Below are 15,552 nucleotides of genomic sequence, written 5' to 3' on the forward strand. Positions count from 1 at the left end.
GGCCATGACGCCCAGCCTGCGGTGTCGGCCAAAGGCACGGCAATCTCCGGGAATGGTGCGCCGACAAGTCCGACCTTTATCCCACCGACCCGCAGACCGCTCCGCCGGGGCGAGCGCTTGATCGGCATTCGTCAGCCCAATAGGCGTGGCGGCGAAGCTCTCTGCTCGATCGGCGTCACGGCGAACTGTCCCGGCACGACTCTGAACGTCACGCGGCAGCCAAAAAGCCTGGCCCGCAAGCCATTTTTCTGCGTTCGCCGGCCCGAGAAGCGCAGCGGCGAAGGTTTTTTCCCGAAGCGCGTCACAGCGAACTGCACCGGCAAGGCTCTGAACTCCGCGCGCAAGGCAAAAAGCCTTGCCCGCAAGCCTTTTAGCCTTGCGCGCAAAGCGCAGAGGCTTGCACCTCGAAGCTTTGATCCTTGCGCGCGAAGCTAAAAGCCTTGCGCGCAAAGCGCAAAGCCTTGCCCGCAAGGTCGCGAAGCTTGTACTTGGGCTTGTTTTTCATCTGGATCGAGCATCGACGCTTTGCGCGCAAGGCTTTTTGCTTTGCGGCCAAGGCTTTGATGCTTGCACAGCGAGGTTCAGAGGCTTGCGGCCAAGCCTTTGAGGCTTGCCGGCGAGGCTCGGAGCCTTGCGCCTGAAGCTGCTAGCCTTGCGCGCCGAGCGCGAAGCCTGGCGCGGCTCTTAGGGAGCGGCGACCGGGGTCGGTTTACGCTTGCGGCTGCTGCCACCGGCCATCGCTTCCTGCAAGGAATCGAGCCCGGCGCGGTTGCCGAAGACCTTGGCCAGCGCACAAGCCTCGAGCGCGGCGTTCAGGTCGATGTATTCCCAGCCCAGCGGCGACAGGTCGTGCAACAGCGCGTCATCGACGGCATGGCCGTTGCCGCGCGGCGCATGCGCTACCCGCTTTAGGTAGACCGTGTTCCTTCTTCTTGAAAAGACAGGTTTGCGACAAGCCTGCCCGGCCATTCCGCGCGGCCCGCGAAATCAATGCCTTGCGATTTGTCATCCTTGAAACGCTATTCTCGATCCCTTACCATTGCCATGAGTTTCGATAAGAAAGAATTCCCATGCGACCGTCCGTTGTGCTCGACATGAAGCGAAGCGCGGTGCGCGAAGCGGTAAGCCGTTTCCGCACGGCGAATCCGCGCGTCTTCGGTTCGGTGCTGCATGGCACCGACCGGGACGGCAGCGACCTTGATCTGTTGGTCGATGCGCTGCCTGGTGCTACCTTGTTGGACTTGGGCGATTTGGAAGACGAATTGAAATCGCTGCTCGGCGTTCACGTTGACTTGCTAACCCCAGGCGACCTGCCGCCAAAGTTTCGCGCAAAGGTACTTGCCGAGGCGCAACCGGTATGAATGAGAACCGTCTTACCGATTACATCGATCACATACAGCAGGCTGCAGCGGATGCGCGCAGCTTCGTGGACGGGGTGGCCAAGGACGACTTCGTTACCGATCGATAAGCGCACCCAGCAGGCCGTTACCAAGATGACCGATAGCAAGATCGAGTCAGCCAGGAAGCTTCTGGCCAGCGGCGTGCCAGCCAAGGACGTGGCCAATAACCTCGGCGTGTCCGTTCCTACGCTGTACCGCTGGGTGCCAGCCTCAACGCAGGCTTAGCGTACGATTTTTCCGTTTTATGAGACGACGCCGCTCAGGCCGCCGAGTTTCTCTTGCCGGCCACTGATCGCGGCGGCGATCGGACTGTGTTCGACAACGCACAGACGCCGACGCCCAAGAAGGTGATCATGCTTTCCCGGGACAGCACACGCCTGGAATTTTCAGGGCCGCGCCCCGACCCCGGGGAATGGCGGTCAAAGCGACTTCGGTCGTCGCCAGGTGGCGGCGGTCCTGGCTATTGAACGGAGGATCAGAGAATGCGCAAGCAAGTCATCGTACTGTGCCTGGCCTTGGGCGCGTTGGCGCCGGCCAGTGCCCAGCTGAGCATCGCCATTGGGCTTCCCAATGTGAGCATCGGCATCAACCTGCCGGTCTATCCAGAGCTTGAGCGGATTCCTGGCTACCCGGTTTATTACGCGCCGCAGGTGGACGCCAATTTCTTCTTCTACGACGGCCTGTACTGGGTTTTCCAGGGCAACAACTGGTACGCAAGCTCGTGGTACAAGGGGCCGTGGGATCAGGTCGGCCCCGAGCGCGTGCCGCTCTACATTCTGCGTGTGCCGGTACGCTATTACCGCCAACCGCCGGCCTACTTCCAGGGCTGGAAGGAGAACTCGCCGCCGCGTTGGGGCGATCACTGGGGCAAGGATTGGTCACAACAACGACGCGGCTGGGACCACTGGAATCGCCAGTCCGCTCCCGCCCCGGCGCCGCTACCGCACTATCAGCGGAATTATGCCGGAGACCACTATCCCGACCGGCAACGGCAACAGGAACTCCATCAGCAGAAGTACCGTTATCAGCCGCGCGACCCGGTGGTGCGCCACGAGTATGAGAGCCAGCGCGGCCACCCTCCGGCTGCCGCCCGGCAGCGGGAAATGCAGGACGAGCAGCCGGGACAGCGCCCCGAGCCGCGGGCCAGGGAACACGCCAAGCCGCCGCAGTCGGAGCAGCGGCGGGCGCCCCCGACGCCGCAGGGGCAGCATTCCCAGGCGCAATACCGCGACGGCGAAAACCAAGATCGGGGCGCATCGCCCCAGTCCGCCCGCAGGTCAGGCCCGCCGGATGGCAAGCCGCCTTCGCAGCAAGCCAATGAGCAGGGCCAGGGCTCGGGCCACGACAGAAAATCGCCGCCCAGGGACGAGAATAACGGGCGCGGGCAGGGTAATGATTCGGACAACCGTGGCCAGGGCCACGGCAAGTGAGTGGCAGCCGCGGCGCATTGCTCTGCGCCCCGACTTGTCGCCGCCAGCTGCCGAGCCCGCCCGGCCGAGCGGATTTGCCCGCCCGCGGCGGCGTAGCAGGTGGTGGGGCAGCCGCTGGCCCCGGCAGGGGTAGCCGCCGCAGCGGGCTCGACTCGAAACGACCTGAACGCCATTCTTGCCGGATGCGTGTATAAACAGGCGAGGAGCGGCGCCAACCGTGCGTCATGCACGGCGCCAGACTGATGCACGCTTATCTAATTGAGGTTGGACATGCCCGGGGAAGTTTCAAAGTGAGCATCAGCAACAAGGACGCCGGCAGCGACGCAGGCCGTTTTCTCGTGAAAGCGACGCATAAAACGCTGGCCTGGTTTGTTGCCGCAGTCCTGCTGGTGGCGCTGGGGATTCTCTTATCGCTGTGGACCTTCAGGCAGATCGAAGAAGCGGCCGCTGTGCGCAAGCATTCCTTCGCGGTCATTTCGGATAGCGGCCGTTTTCTGTCGGCATTGATCGATGCCGAGACCAGTCAGCGCGGCTACTTGTTGACCGGTGACGAATCTTTTCTGGAACTGCATCGGCTCCAGCGCGATAGCGTCAGTGCCCGTCTGCAGGAGTTGCGGCAGCTGAGCCTGGTTGCTGCGGCCCAGAAACACCTCGATGCGCTCGCGCCATTGAGCGAAGCGAAACTGGCTGAAATGTTGCAGTCCATCGAACTGCGTCGCCAGCACGGGATGTCGGCCGCCATGACGCTGGTACGCAGCGGTCAGGGCAAGACCCTGATGGATTCGATCCGTAGCGAAATGCGCGACTTTACCGAAATGGAAGAAAAGCTGCTGGCGCAGCGCGAAGCAGAATTCCAGGTGGAAATGCGGCGCATGTTTTCACTCATTGTCGCCGCCAGTCTGCTGGCCCTGGTGTTTGCCATGGCCTTCGCCTGGTTGGTCTATCGCCAGACACAACAGCGCTTCAAGGATTTTCTGCATCTCGAAACACGGCATTTGCTCGAGATTCAGGAGGCGACGAATCGTCAATTGCAACAGGCTAACGCTGCCCTGAGCGACCGTGAGGAAAAGCTCGCCGTGACGCTTGACTCGATCGGCGACGCGGTCATCGCCACCGATGCCGAAGGACGCGTGACGCTGCTCAACCCGGTCGCCGAGCAACTCACCGGGTGGATGCAGGCGCAGGCCGTCGGCCTGCCGGTGGGCGAGGTTTTCCATATCATCAGCCAGAAAACACGTGCACCCGTCACCCTCCCGGTCATCGAAACACTGGCGCAGGGCACCATCCAGGGCCTGGCCAATCACACGGTACTGATTGCGCGGGATGGTCGGGAGAGCGATATCGCCGACAGTTGCGCACCGATTCGCGACCGTAACGGTCAGGTGGTCGGTGCCGTGCTCGTGTTCCGCGATGTCAGCGATGACTATGCGTTGCAGCATGTCCTGGAGGTGCAACAGGTCGAACTGGAGATGCAGAACGAGGAACTGCGGCAGTCGCGGGAGGCACTGGAAACTTCGCGCTTGCGCTATTTCGACCTCTATGACCTGGCGCCGGTCGGCTATTGCACCCTGAGCGAAGAGGCGGCCAGTTCCGGGCTGATCCTGGAGGCCAACCTGACCGCCGCCAGCTTGCTGGGTGTGGCCCGCGGCAAGCTGGTCAAGCAAGCCTTCTCCCGTTTCATTTCCAGGGCCGGCGCGGATACCTTCCATCTGCTGCGCAAACAGCTCAGCGAGACCGGTGCGGCGGCGCCGTGCGAGTTGCAGATGCTCAGGAACGACGGCACGCCTTTCTGGGTGCGTCTGGAAGCCACGGCGGCACAGGACAATGGCGGCTCGGTCACGCGCATCGTGATCAGCGACATCGGCGCGCGCAAGCGGGTGGAAGAGGAGTTGTACAAGGCCGGCGCCCTGCAACGAGCGATTTTCAACAGTGCCAATTTCTCGAGTATCGCCACCGACGCCAGCGGCGTCATTCAGATCTTCAACGTCGGTGCGGAGCGCATGCTGGGCTTCGCCGCGATCGACGTCATGAACAAGATCACCCCGGCGGATATTTCTGACCCGCAGGAAGTCATCGAGCGCGCACAGACCCTCAGCGCCGAGCTGGAAACGCCGATTGCACCGGGCTTCGAGGCCCTGGTGTTCAAGGCCTCGCGCGGCATCGAGGACATCTACGAGCTGACCTACATCCGCAAGGATGGCAGCCGCTTGCCGGCGCTGGTCTCGGTCACCGCCCTGCGCGATGCCCGAAACGCGATCATCGGCTACCTGCTGATCGGCACCGACAACACCGCGCGCAAGCGCATCGAAACCGAGCGGGCACGGCTCGATCAGGCTCTGCAGGACCAGAACGTCGAGCTTGAGAAGGCCAAAATCGTCGCCGAAAAAGCCAACCTCGCGAAATCGGAGTTTCTGTCCAGCATGAGCCATGAGTTGCGTACACCGCTCGGTGCGATCCTTGGTTTTGCCCAACTCCTCGAATCCGGCACGCCCTTGCCGACGCCCGCGCAAAACAAAAGCATTGGCCAGATCCTCAAGGCCGGCTGGTATCTGCTCGAGCTGATCAATGAAATCCTCGATCTGGCGCAGATCGAGTCCGGCAAGCTGTCGCTGTCGATGGAGCCGGTGGCGCTGAGCGAAGTCATGTTCGAATGCGAGGCGATGATCGAGCCGCAGGCGAAAAAGCGCGGTATCGATCTGACTTTCGAGCGCTTCGCAAGACCCTGTTTTGTCCAGGCCGACCGGACACGCGTCAAGCAGGTACTCATCAACCTGCTTTCCAACGCCATAAAGTACAACAAGGAAGATGGATCGGTCAGCGTCACGGCTAGCCGGATCGATCAGGATTTGCTTCGTATCAGTGTCCGGGACAGCGGCGCAGGTCTTTCTCCGCAACAGCTTACGCAACTTTTCAAGCCCTTCAACCGTCTCGGACAAGAGGAAAATGACACCGAAGGCACCGGTATCGGGCTGGTGGTGAGCAAGCGCCTGATTGAATGGATGGGAGGCAAAATCGGCGTTGCGAGCACGGTCGGCGAAGGCAGTGTGTTCTGGATCGAATTGCAGCTGATTCCTGAACCGCAGGTGCTCGCTGCCGCGGCCGAAACGCCGCTACCTGACCCTTTGCTCGCTGCCGACGCAGCAGCACTGCGCACGCTGCTCTACGTCGAGGACAACCCGGCCAATCTGATGTTGATCGAGGACCTCATCGCGCGCCGGCCTGATATTCACCTGTTGAGCGCAGCCGACGGCTACCAGGGCATCAAGATTGCGCGCGACGCCCTGCCGGATGTGATCCTGATGGACATCAACCTGCCGGGAATCAGCGGCCTGCAGGCGCTTAAAATATTGGCTCAAGACCCGGCAACAGCCCACATCCCGGTGATCGCGCTCAGTGCCAATGCCATGCAGCGCGATATCGACAAGGGACTCGAAGCCGGATTCTTCAGATATCTCACGAAACCGATCAAGGTAGCGGAATTCATGTCTGCGCTGGATGTGGCCCTGCAATTTGCCACCGCCGAGCGTCGCAACGCCGCCCACAAGGAAGCCGAATGTTGATCACCGGGTCCGAAATCCTTGGCGCCAGAATCCTGATTGTTGACGATCAGGAAGCCAACGTCAGTCTGCTCGAGCTAATGCTGCTTGAGGCCGGCTACATCGCTGTCAGCTCGACCATGGAGCCGCGCGAGGTCTGCGCGCTGCATCGAAAAAACCGCTACGACCTGATCCTGCTCGACCTGCAGATGCCGGGAATGGATGGTTTCCAGGTGATGGAAGGCCTCAAGACCAACACCGTGGACAGTTTTCTGCCGGTGCTGGTGATCACCGCCCAGCCGGGCCACAAGCTGCGCGCGCTGCAGGCCGGCGCCCGGGATTTCATCAGCAAGCCCTTCGATCTGCTGGAGGTCAAGACGCGCATCCGCAACCTGCTGGAGGTTCGGCTGCTGTACAGGAAGCTCGAAAATTACAACAAGGAGCTGGAAGAAACCGTGCAGGAACGTACCGCCGAGCTGCGCGAAAGCGAAGCCCGCTATCGCAGCCTGACCGAACTGGCTTCCGACTGGTATTGGGAGCAGGACGAGAACATGAACTTCACCAAGGTTTCCGGCCCGGTGCTGGAGATGCTTGGCATCCGCGTCGACCCGCTCAGCGGCGATGCCGATGGCGACGTCGGTAGGCAAGTGGCCGGCTGGAATGAGGCCGAGCGGGATTTGCTGCAGGCGACGATTGCCGCCCGGCAACCTTTCCTGGACTTTGTCTTCACCCGCGTCAATGCCGATGGCTCGCAGCAGAAGTTTCAGGTCAGCGGCGAGCCGATGTTCAATCAGTCGTGCCGATTCCTCGGTTACCGAGGAATTGGCGTCGAACTCACCGGCAAGTATTGAAATGAACGAACGGGGCAGTTCAACGGCGCCTGGTCCGAATCAGAACCATCTTCTCGGCGCCTTGCCGACGGCTGAATTCGAGCCGCTGGCGGCGCAACTGGAACTGGTTCCGATGCCTCTCGGGCAGATGCTTTACGAACCCGGCGGACAGTTGCAGCACGCCTATTTCCCGACCAACTGCATCGTCTCGCTGCATTACGTCACCGAGTCTGGCGCGACGGCCGAAACCGCCGGCGTCGGTTGTGAAGGCATTGTCGGTGTGTCGCTGTTCATGGGCGGGAACACCACATCAAGCTCGGCCGTAGTGCAAACTGCAGGCTACGCCTACCGGCTGGAGAAACACAAACTGCTGCAGGAGTTCAATCGTGCCGGCCTCCTGCAGCGCCTGTTACTGCGTTACACGCAGGCCTTGCTGACGCAGATGGCGCAGACGGCGGTGTGCAACCGGCGCCATACGCTTGAGCAGCAGCTGTGCCGCTGGCTACTGATGACGCTGGACCGCCTGCCGACCAACGAGTTGGTGATGACCCAGGAACTGGTCGCCAGCATGCTCGGCGTGCGCCGGGAAGGGGTTACCGATGCGGCCGGAAAGCTGCAGCGCGCGGGTTGTATCAGTTACCGGCGTGGCCACATTGCCGTTCTTGACCGATCCGCTCTCGAGACCCGCGTCTGCGAGTGCTACGCCGTGGTCAAGAAAGAAATGAGCCGCCTGCTCTCCGATATTCAGTATCGCCAGGGCATATAGTCTGCATGAACTTCCGCCGCCGCACGGTTCTCTATGGCGCGCCTGATTCTGAGATGTTGACAGCGCTTGCGAGGTCGCTGCGGCGGTAGCGGACGCTGGCCCACGTCGCTGTCACGCCGTTTCGCGTGCGGCGCCAGAGGCGACTGCAGTTCTGTTCGCTGGCGAACAAACGACGCGCCGACATTGATCTCTTCTCGGGCGCATGGATGCCCTGACGATCACGCCCGCTGCAATCACTCAAGCGACCGCCCGGGAACTTGCGCTGTCGGGGTCGTGGACGGCGCTCGGGGTCGCGGCCATCGAGCAGGAACTCAAGGCGCTGGCGGCCGCGGCCACGCTGCGCATCGACGCCGCCGGAATCGACGCGCTCGATACGGTGGGCGCCTGGCTGCTGCGAAAATACCTGCGGCGTGGCGAAGGAGCGGGCAGCGAGCTGCGCGGTCTGCGTCCGGAGTTTACGCGCCTGCTCGACGCCGTCGCACAGCAGGTCGCCTACCAGGGCGCCGACCAGCTGCGCCAATACGGCGCCAACATCTACGTCGCCGATCTCGTCGGGCTGTCGATGTTGCGCGAGTTCGCGCCGCTGATTACCGCCATCATCATCGCCGGCCGCTCGGGTTCAGCCTACGCCGCGCAGATCGGCACGATGTCGGTGACCGAGGAAATCGACGCCATGCGCACGCTCGGCATCGCCCCGCTCGAACTGCTGGTGCTGCCGAAAATCATCGCGCTGCTGATCGTGTTGCCGCTGCTGACCCTGTTTGCCGACCTGCTCGGCGTCTTCGGCGGCATGATCATGGCGCGCTCGCAACTGGGCGTCGGCTTCGGCGAGTTTCTCGATCGCTTTGTCACGGCGGTCAGCGTCAGCGCCTACCTGACGGGCATCGGCAAGGCGCCGGTGTTCGCCGCCATCATCGCCATCATTGGCTGCTTCCAGGGTTTCCGCACCCATGGCGGCGCCGACAGCGTCGGTCGCCAGACGACGCGCAGCGTCGTTCAGTCAATTTTTCTGGTGATCGTTGCCGACGCCCTGTTCTCGGTCGCCTTCAGTGCGCTGGACCTCTGAGATGGGCGCCGCGGCCGAGCCTCTGGTGATCGAGATCAGCAAGCTGTCGACCAGTTTCGGCGAAAAGGTGGTGCATCGCGATATTGACCTTGAAGTCCGGCGCGCCGAGATCTTCGCGGTGATCGGCGGCAGCGGCTCTGGCAAATCGACCCTGCTGCGCGAGATGATCCTGCTGCAGCGTCCCAACACGGGGTCGATCCGCATCCTTGGCGTCAGCCTCGAGGCGATTGACGAGCGGTAGGCCCTGGCGCTGCGCCAGCGCTGGGGAGTGATGTTCCAGCACGGCGGCCTGTTCGGCTCGCTGACGGTCAGCGAAAATGTCGGCCTGCCGCTGCGCGAATACACCCGGCTTGACGATCGCCTGATCGATCAGATCGTCGCCTGCAAGCTGGCGCTGACCGGCCTGGCCCCCGAGGTCGGCGCGCAGTACCCGTCCGAGCTCTCCGGCGGCATGATGAAGCGGGCGTCGCTGGCGCTCGATCCGCAACTGCTGTTCCTCGACGAGCCAACGGCCGGCCTCGACCCGCAGAGTGCCGGCGAGGTCGACCAGTTGGTGCTCAGCCTGCGCGCGCTCTTTGGCCTGACCATCGTCATGATCACCCACGATCTTGACCTGCTGTGGCAGGTGGCCGACCGCGTCGCCGTCCTCGCCGACGGCGAGATAGCCGGAATCGGTTCGATGCCGGAACTCGCGCAACTCGACAAGCCGGCGATCCGCGCCTTCTTCGACGGTCCGCGCGGCCGGGCGGCGCAGGGCAAGCCAGCAGGAGCGGGCAGCGCAATGCCGCCGCCGGCCGACTCGAAACCTGACGGGAGACCATCATCGAAAACAAAGTGAATTACACGCTCGTCGGCGCCTTCGTCCTGATCCTTGGCGGCGCGCTGCTTGCCGCCGCCCTGTGGCTCGCCTCGGGTGGCGCCTGGCAGAAAAAATACGACCTCTACCTGACCGTCGAGGAAGAGTCGGTGGCCGGTCTCAACCTCAATGCACCGGTCAAATACAGCGGCGTCGATGTCGGCAAGGTCAGCGAAATCCAGCTCGATCCGGCTGATCCGCAACGGGTGATCCTGCTCTTTGCCATCGAGCGCGGCACGCCGATCAAGCAGGATACGGTCGCCGTTCTGAAAACCCAGGGACTGACCGGCATCACCTATGTCGAACTTTCCGGCGGCGCACGCGACGCAGCGCCGCTGACGGTGACCGACGGCAACCGCTATCCACTGATCCGCAGCAAGCCGTCGATCAGCGCGCGTCTGGAAAACGTCCTGACGCGGGTACTGAGCAAGCTCGACAGCACCTCGGGCAGCATCAACGCCCTGCTCAGCGCCGAAAATCAGGCGGCGTTCAAGAGCGCGCTGGCCGACATTGCCATCGTCGCGCACACCATCGCCGCGCGCCAGGAAACGATTGACGCGGGAATCGCCAATGCCGGACGCACACTCGAAAACAGCTCACGCGCGTCGGCAAAACTCGGGCCGGCCATCGAAGGCGTCGATCGCAGTGCCTCGGCCATCGAAAAAATGGCCAAGGAAGTCACCCGCACCAGTGCCAGCGCCGGCAAGACGGTCAATTCGATCGGCGCCGACGTCCAGCGCTTCAGCGCCGAAACCTTGCCCGAACTCGAGCGCCTGCTCGGCGAACTCAGCGCCCTGTCGACCTCGCTGCGCAGCCTGACCGAGCAGACCGAACGTAATCCGGCCAGCCTGCTGTTCGGGCGCCGGCCAGTGGCCGAAGGTCCGGGCGAATCATCAAGCCGCGCAGAAAAAGGAAAGCCATGAGAAACCCAACTATCCTCCGGCTGCTTGCTGCCGCGCTGGTGCTCACCCTGACCAGCGCCTGCAGCGCGCTGCGGCCAACGGCCAGCGAGCAGCCGGCCTTCTATTCGCTCGACAACGCCCGCCTCGACGCACCGGGTGCGCCGGCGGAAATGCCGAAAGCAGCGCCTGCCGCGGCGACGCTGATCGTCAATCCACCGCAGGCCGCGTCGGGTTTCAAAAGCCAGCGCATCGTCTATGTGCGCACGGCGCATCAGCTTGAGTACTATGCGCACAGCGAATGGATAGACCCGCCGGCGCACATGATCGCCCCGCTGATCGTCGCCGCGCTCGAGTCGCGCGGACGCTTCCGTGCCGTCATCCTGACGCCGAGCGTCGCCGCCGGCGAGCTGCGACTCGACACCGAGATCATTCGCCTGCAGCGTGAATTGGCCAGCGCGCCAAGTCGCGTGCGACTGACGCTGCGCGCCTACCTGGTCGACAACGCGACGCGCCAGGTACTGAGCTGGCGTGAATTCGACGAGAGCGTCGCGGTCGCCAGCGAAGATCCCCACGGCGCCGTCGTCGCGGCCAATCGTGCAACGCCGGTGGTGCTCGGAAAACTGGCCGACTTTTGCGCCGATGCGGCCACGCAATGGCAGCCGGCGGCCGATCAGCAACGCTAGCGTCGGCACGCCGCGCCCCGGGGCTGCTCAACCCATCCGTCGGGCAGCGCGTGCCCGGGCTGCGGCAGGCCGTTGGCCGCTTGCTTTTCTGGGGCGACGCGTGCCGCTACGCAGGCATGGCTACTAAAGTGCTCTCCTGAAATCGAGCCAGCACTGCCTGTCCACCATCGTCCTGCGCGCTGACAAAAAAAGGAAACTCTGGGTCTTGCGGAAGCTACGTAAAACGGCGCATTGACTCGCCGCCGTCCAGCGTATGAGAATATTTACAACTTCCATACGGGATGCGCCATGCCTGCGTTACCGACCGACTGGCTTTCACTGCTGGCTCTGACCCTTGTCCTCGGCATGAAACACGGATTCGACGCCGATCATCTGGCGACCATCGATGGTTTGACCCGTTTCAACATCCACGCCCGTCCGCGTCTGGCCCGCTATTGCGGCACCCTGTTCTCGCTCGGGCACGGCGCCGTCGTTCTGCTCATCGCCCTCGGGGTTTCGGCCCTCACCGGTCACTGGCAGGTGCCCGAGTGCTTCGATACGCTCGGGGCACTGATTTCGATTGTTTTTCTGGCGGCGCTCGGCGGCCTGAATCTCGCGGCCGTGTTGCGCGCCGCACCGAACGAGATCGTCCGGCCGATTGGCCTCAAGGGGCGGGTTCTCGGCAGGCTGCGCCACGTTTCCCACCCGCTGTTGGTCGCGCTGGTTGGCGCGCTGTTCGCCCTTTCATTCGACACCATGTCGCAAGCCGCCTTCTTCGCGCTAACGGCAACGCAGTTCGGCGGTTGGCAGCAAGCGTTGATGCTCGCCCTCCTGTTCATGCTCGGCATGCTGCTGACCGACGGCATCAACGGCTTGTGGATCGCCCGCTTGATCGCCCGGGCTGATCAGACTGCCGTGATCGCTTCACGCGTTATCGGCCTCGTCGTTGCCAGCCTCAGCCTGTTGGTCAGTGCGTTCGGCGTCATGAAACTGAGCATGCCCGGGATCGACGTTTGGAGCACAGGCAAGGAACTGAGTTTCGGGGTCGCCATGGTGTGCTTGGTCGCTGTCAGTTTCCTGCTGGCCATCCGGCTTGCACGCAGGCACGTGGCGGTGGCCGCCAGGCGCTATTAGCGGCCGTGAAGTCGCGCTTTGCGCCTGCGCCGCAGTGGCCCGGAAGTTCAGGCCGACGCCAGTGAGCAGTGCCTGAGAACGCTTCCGAACGACCGCCGTTTAGTGTCCGTGCGAGTGCTTGTTGTGGGGCTTGGCGGGCACCGGCTCGGGCAGCTCGGGCGGGTGGCGAATCACCGCCACGACTTCATCGGGCTCGTACCAGAACTCGCCGTGCGGACCACTGAGAGCGCCGGTAATCAGCAAGATCAGGCCATCCACGACATTGATCTGGGTGATCGTTTCCCAAGTATCGGTTGGGTGTTTGCTGGTGCCGAGACCGTTGTAGATCAAATCGCCGAGTTGGACTTCGGCCGCGCCAATCTTGATTCTGGTTGTCATACCCTCTCCCTTTTGAACCGCCGGCCGCCGATGTGCCGACCTTGGCCGATCATGCGCCTTTCCTGAGCTCCGCGCCACGTCCGGCCTGGTCCACCTGAGCTCACGCCTGGCTGTCTCGGCGCATCTTGGCAGAGGAGGGCGGCCCGCTCACTGCTAGCCCATTCCGCGCGCGTAAGTGGCGTTGTCGGCCTCGTAGCAGCCGCAGGAAGCGGCTTCGAGGCCGCCGCGGTCGAGAATCGTGATATTCCCACGGCTGTAGCGGATCAGTTTGCGATTTTGCAGCGAAGTGGCGGCCCTGGTTACCCCGACTCGACGCACCCCCAGCATCGACGCCAGGAATTCGTGTGTGCCGTGAAAGGCGTCCGAGTGCGCCCGGTCCTGCGTCATCAAGAGGCAACGCGCGAGGCGCTCTTCGACGACATGAAAGCGGGTGCAGGCGCTTGATTGCGCCAGTTGCCCCATGACCACGTGCAGGTAGCGCTTGAGCAAGCCTTGCAGCGCCGGACAGAGTCCGAGTTCACGAAGAAACGACGCCGTGTCCATTCGCAGTGCGAGGCCGTCGCCCTGGACCAGCGCGCTGAGCGGCGAAACATCGACCCCGAGGACCAGCGAGATCCCGAGCATACCTTCGTCACCGACCAGACCGACCTCCAGGCTGGCACAACCGTCGATCGGCGTGAGCAGGGAAATGTAGCTGGTGGTGGGAAAGAAGACGTGGCGAATGCGCTCGCCGGGTTCGGCCAGAACCTCGGCAAAGCTCAGTTCGACCAGCTCACCGGCGGCCAGTAGACGCCGCCGGCCTTTTTGCGGCAGAGCGTCGATCAGACGATTGACAGCAGGGGAAGACTTGGTCATTGGCACGTCGTCCCTCGCGATGCAAAAAGGAAAGCGTTAGCTGTAAAGACGGTGCTGCAATCTCGGTGTCGGATGCGGGCGACGAGTGCACAGCGTCGCCCGCATAAATACGTCATGGCGCAAAGTGTGGAATGAAACTTGACGGCGGTCTGGGCGGTGGCGCACACAAGGGCGCTGAACGTCGGGCGTGCGACGCCAGCGGCGCGGTTCTTCGCCCATCCGTCAGCAGCGATCCGACGACGTCGCCGATGCTCCGGGATTGAGGGTTCGAGCTGTCTTGACTACACACCTCCCCGGTAGTCGCTATGTGCAGCAGCGCACAGACCAGCCCGGGGGCTCGGCGCAGTCTCTGGCCACTCGTGGTGAGAAACGGGGAATCGACCGCAGCCGTTCCACCACCGCCTGATGGCAATTGCCAACCAATCACTGGAACCCGCATGGAAAACCGTCAATTCACGATCGAAGTGGCTCTGGAGTTTCACCGGCGCACGGCGGCGATCATCGCTGCCGTCCAGGCCGGAATGTGGAACAACGGCGTGCACGACCTCCTCGGCTATGCCACCGACTTCGCCGTCGGTGAGGCGCGCGGACGGCAGACGCTGGTGCTGAAAAGCCGCAGCCGTTCGAGCTATATGCGTCTGCAATGGGAGTCCATCCTCGGCGACGGCGCCGCTGATCGGCAACTGGTAGACGACGCCATTCAGAGCGCGATCAACGAACTCGCCTGAGCGGTCTGGCATCGCCGAAGCGCCATACAGAAAAGGTTCTGAATTCGCTGGCTGATTGCTGGCCCTGGATCGTGCCCCTCGCTGTGCGCCGTTGCGCAAGCCCGCACCCTCCGGTACGCCTATGTTCGCTGGCAGACAGACCGCCAGAGCGGTTCTGCGTAGCCTGCAGAGGTCCGGGACGGACGACGGCGCCGTGGCGATGCGCAAGGCTTGCAAAGAGCGTGCGCATGGCGAAACGAACCAACTGTTTGCTCCGCCTGTCGCAAGCCGTGATGGACCAGGCAAGACGTGCCATAAACAGCATTTTTTTACCAAGAGGTAAGTCGATGAAAATGATTCGGAGAGTTGGGTTCAGCGCACTCGCCGCCGCTGTCCTGTTCGGCCTGGGTGCCTGTGCGGAGATGGCGGAGCAGGACAAGAGTAGCAGCATCGACGCCGGCGCCGACGCGCTCGGAGTAGCCACTCTTCCGGACGGCAGCACCGTCGGAGCCGTCGGCGGCGCCCCTGTCGGCGGCGTCATCGGCCACGACGTCGGCAAGAAGAAGTGATGCGCGCCTGGCCTCCGGCAGGCGCCTGGCGCCGGCTCCTGACGCTGATCCGGCAGCCAACGCGACCCTCGTGCTCACTCCCACAGCCGGACAATCGAATGACCAGGAGGTAGCAGAAATGAAACACCGTCGATCAATCAGCACCGCTTTGCTCGTGAGCGCATTGCTCCTGGCATTATCGGCTTGCCAGAAGCACGAAGGCGAAGGCCCGGCAGAGCACGCAGGAAAGGCCATCGACAAGGTCGTCGAGAAGGCTGGGCAGCAGGTCGAAAAAGCGGGTGAAGCCATCCAGGAAACGGCCAAGGGCGACAAGCAATAGGATGTTGCAAGCACACGCGAGCTGGCGTCGCGCCACCGAAGGTATCGCAAGCTCCCTTTCCTGGCCTGGCGTGGGCGCTGGGCGGCCGATATTCACCAGCGCCCGTTGCCCAGCAAACGACCCCGAGCCCTCGCGGTACAGG

15 protein-coding genes and 4 pseudogenes are annotated in these 15,552 nt (G+C 63.1%); 16 read left to right on the forward strand and 3 right to left on the reverse strand.

Translation table 11 applies throughout. The features are described from left to right. Positions 1 to 117 precede the first annotated feature (117 nt). The gene (locus QZ656_RS02295) at positions 118 to 435 is read left to right on the forward strand and encodes a hypothetical protein (protein WP_291991863.1); all 318 of its coding nucleotides are present in this window, start codon (positions 118 to 120) and stop codon (positions 433 to 435) included. A gap of 378 nt (positions 436 to 813) precedes the next feature. Here the strand turns inward: QZ656_RS02295 and QZ656_RS02300 are convergent. Beyond that, positions 814 to 924: pseudogene (locus QZ656_RS02300) on the reverse strand (Tn3 family transposase); the annotation flags it as partial. Positions 925 to 1,070: 146 nt separating this feature from the next. Here QZ656_RS02300 and QZ656_RS02305 point away from each other — a divergent pair. From QZ656_RS02305 to QZ656_RS02360, 12 genes and pseudogenes are all read left to right on the forward strand, one after another. Next, positions 1,071 to 1,361, forward strand: a complete 291-nt coding sequence (locus QZ656_RS02305) for a nucleotidyltransferase family protein (RefSeq protein ID WP_291991864.1) — start codon at positions 1,071 to 1,073, stop codon at positions 1,359 to 1,361. A 129-nt stretch (positions 1,362 to 1,490) separates the two neighbouring features. Then, positions 1,491 to 1,625 (forward strand): annotated as a pseudogene (locus QZ656_RS02310) (helix-turn-helix domain-containing protein); the annotation flags it as partial. A 257-nt stretch (positions 1,626 to 1,882) separates the two neighbouring features. Continuing rightward, positions 1,883 to 2,830 (forward strand): hypothetical protein, encoded by a 948-nt coding sequence (locus tag QZ656_RS02315; RefSeq protein ID WP_291991865.1) that lies wholly within the window; start codon positions 1,883 to 1,885, stop codon positions 2,828 to 2,830. 242 nt (positions 2,831 to 3,072) lie between these two features. Next, positions 3,073 to 4,248 (forward strand): annotated as a pseudogene (locus tag QZ656_RS02320) (CHASE3 domain-containing protein); the annotation flags it as partial. A 51-nt stretch (positions 4,249 to 4,299) separates the two neighbouring features. Beyond that, a complete protein-coding gene (locus tag QZ656_RS02325; protein WP_291992113.1) occupies positions 4,300 to 6,390 on the forward strand; it encodes a PAS domain-containing hybrid sensor histidine kinase/response regulator in 2,091 nt (696 codons plus the stop codon). Next, positions 6,384 to 7,217 (forward strand): response regulator, encoded by an 834-nt coding sequence (locus QZ656_RS02330; protein ID WP_291991866.1) that lies wholly within the window; start codon positions 6,384 to 6,386, stop codon positions 7,215 to 7,217. Before QZ656_RS02325 ends, QZ656_RS02330 begins: the two co-directional genes overlap by 7 nt. 1 nt (position 7,218) lies before the next feature. Continuing rightward, positions 7,219 to 7,962 (forward strand): Crp/Fnr family transcriptional regulator, encoded by a 744-nt coding sequence (locus QZ656_RS02335; RefSeq protein WP_291991867.1) that lies wholly within the window; start codon positions 7,219 to 7,221, stop codon positions 7,960 to 7,962. A 202-nt stretch (positions 7,963 to 8,164) separates the two neighbouring features. After that, positions 8,165 to 9,028, forward strand: a complete 864-nt coding sequence (locus QZ656_RS02340) for an ABC transporter permease (protein ID WP_291991868.1) — start codon at positions 8,165 to 8,167, stop codon at positions 9,026 to 9,028. 1 nt (position 9,029) lies between these two features. Further along, positions 9,030 to 9,866 (forward strand): annotated as a pseudogene (locus QZ656_RS02345) (ATP-binding cassette domain-containing protein). After that, positions 9,863 to 10,807, forward strand: coding sequence for an MlaD family protein (locus QZ656_RS02350; protein WP_291991869.1), 945 nt, complete (start codon positions 9,863 to 9,865; stop codon positions 10,805 to 10,807). Before QZ656_RS02345 ends, QZ656_RS02350 begins: the two are co-directional and overlap by 4 nt. Next, the gene (locus QZ656_RS02355) at positions 10,804 to 11,469 is read left to right on the forward strand and encodes an ABC-type transport auxiliary lipoprotein family protein (RefSeq protein ID WP_291991870.1); all 666 of its coding nucleotides are present in this window, start codon (positions 10,804 to 10,806) and stop codon (positions 11,467 to 11,469) included. Before QZ656_RS02350 ends, QZ656_RS02355 begins: the two co-directional genes overlap by 4 nt. A gap of 231 nt (positions 11,470 to 11,700) precedes the next feature. Beyond that, on the forward strand, positions 11,701 to 12,582 hold the full coding sequence (locus QZ656_RS02360; RefSeq protein WP_366522079.1) for a nickel transporter: 882 nt from the start codon (positions 11,701 to 11,703) through the stop codon (positions 12,580 to 12,582). A gap of 99 nt (positions 12,583 to 12,681) precedes the next feature. Here the strand turns inward: QZ656_RS02360 and QZ656_RS02365 are convergent, their stop codons facing one another. Beyond that, positions 12,682 to 12,960 (reverse strand): hypothetical protein, encoded by a 279-nt coding sequence (locus QZ656_RS02365; protein WP_291991871.1) that lies wholly within the window; start codon positions 12,958 to 12,960, stop codon positions 12,682 to 12,684. Between the two features lie 153 nt (positions 12,961 to 13,113). Next, positions 13,114 to 13,815, reverse strand: coding sequence for a Crp/Fnr family transcriptional regulator (locus tag QZ656_RS02370; protein ID WP_291991872.1), 702 nt, complete (start codon positions 13,813 to 13,815; stop codon positions 13,114 to 13,116). A gap of 437 nt (positions 13,816 to 14,252) precedes the next feature. Between QZ656_RS02370 and QZ656_RS02375 the strand changes: the two genes are divergently transcribed. From QZ656_RS02375 to QZ656_RS02385, 3 genes are all read left to right on the forward strand, one after another. Further along, complete coding sequence (locus QZ656_RS02375) at positions 14,253 to 14,543, forward strand: hypothetical protein (protein WP_291991873.1); 291 nt, start codon at positions 14,253 to 14,255, stop codon at positions 14,541 to 14,543. A gap of 326 nt (positions 14,544 to 14,869) precedes the next feature. Continuing rightward, positions 14,870 to 15,091: a hypothetical protein gene (locus tag QZ656_RS02380; protein WP_291991874.1), complete on the forward strand. Its 222-nt coding sequence runs from the start codon at positions 14,870 to 14,872 to the stop codon at positions 15,089 to 15,091. Between the two features lie 118 nt (positions 15,092 to 15,209). Further along, positions 15,210 to 15,410, forward strand: a complete 201-nt coding sequence (locus QZ656_RS02385) for a hypothetical protein (RefSeq protein WP_291991875.1) — start codon at positions 15,210 to 15,212, stop codon at positions 15,408 to 15,410. Positions 15,411 to 15,552: the final 142 nt, after the last annotated feature.

Source organism: Candidatus Accumulibacter sp. ACC003, from assembly GCF_907163085.1.
In the GTDB taxonomy this organism is placed as follows: Bacteria; Pseudomonadota; Gammaproteobacteria; order Burkholderiales; family Rhodocyclaceae; genus Accumulibacter.